Annotated in this window: 2 protein-coding genes; one reads left to right on the forward strand and one right to left on the reverse strand. The window is 45.1% G+C overall.

Annotation, left to right across the window (positions count from 1 at the left end; translation table 11 throughout):
- Positions 1-211: redoxin domain-containing protein (locus AB4653_RS14180; RefSeq protein ID WP_372104497.1), on the forward strand; the 211-nt coding region annotated here is incomplete at its 5' end.
- A gap of 158 nt (positions 212-369) precedes the next feature.
- Here the strand turns inward: AB4653_RS14180 and AB4653_RS14185 are convergent.
- The coding region (locus AB4653_RS14185) for an AI-2E family transporter (protein WP_372104499.1) at positions 370-694 on the reverse strand (325 nt) is incomplete at its 5' end.

Consider the following 694-nt stretch of genomic DNA (forward strand, 5'->3'; position numbering starts at 1 on the left):
GAACTTCACACTTCTATCTGATGAAGACCACAGTGTTGCTGAACAGTTTGGTGTTTGGGGCGAGAAGAAATTTATGGGTAAAGTGTACGACGGTCTGCACCGTATTAGCTTTCTAATTGATGAAGAAGGTCAGATTGAACACGTCTTCAACAAGTTCAAAACAAAGACTCACCACGAAGTGGTTCTAGACTACTTCAATCCAGAAGCTTAATGTTGATTTTAGTGAGTTGATTCTCTAAATTCGCACCTAGCGAATCTAAATACACTACTCACTACTAAGCCAAATGCCAAAAGGCCGAATATCATGGATATTCGGCCTTTTTGTACTTATTAAAATTGATAGCGCATTCAAATTGATAGCGCGTTCAATTACGATTGGTGTTCAGGGTCATCATCGAGAGCGTGACTCGGTAGGGCATTCCAAACCGCTTTCACTAGCGTGGCTAGAGGGATCGCAAAGAACACTCCCCAGAACCCCCACAGTCCGCCAAACACCAACACCGCTACAATAATCGCTACTGGGTGTAGGTTCACTGCTTCAGAGAACAGAACAGGAACGAGCACGTTACCATCTAACGCTTGGATAATACCGTAAGCGAGAAGCAACCAATAAAACTGAGGTTCTAAGCCCCACTGGAACAGGCCAACAATCGCGACTGGAACGGTCACAGCCGCCGCGCCGATATAAGGAATC

The organism is Vibrio sp. 10N.222.48.A3 (assembly GCF_041475345.1).
Taxonomy (GTDB): domain Bacteria; phylum Pseudomonadota; class Gammaproteobacteria; order Enterobacterales; family Vibrionaceae; genus Vibrio; species Vibrio tasmaniensis_A.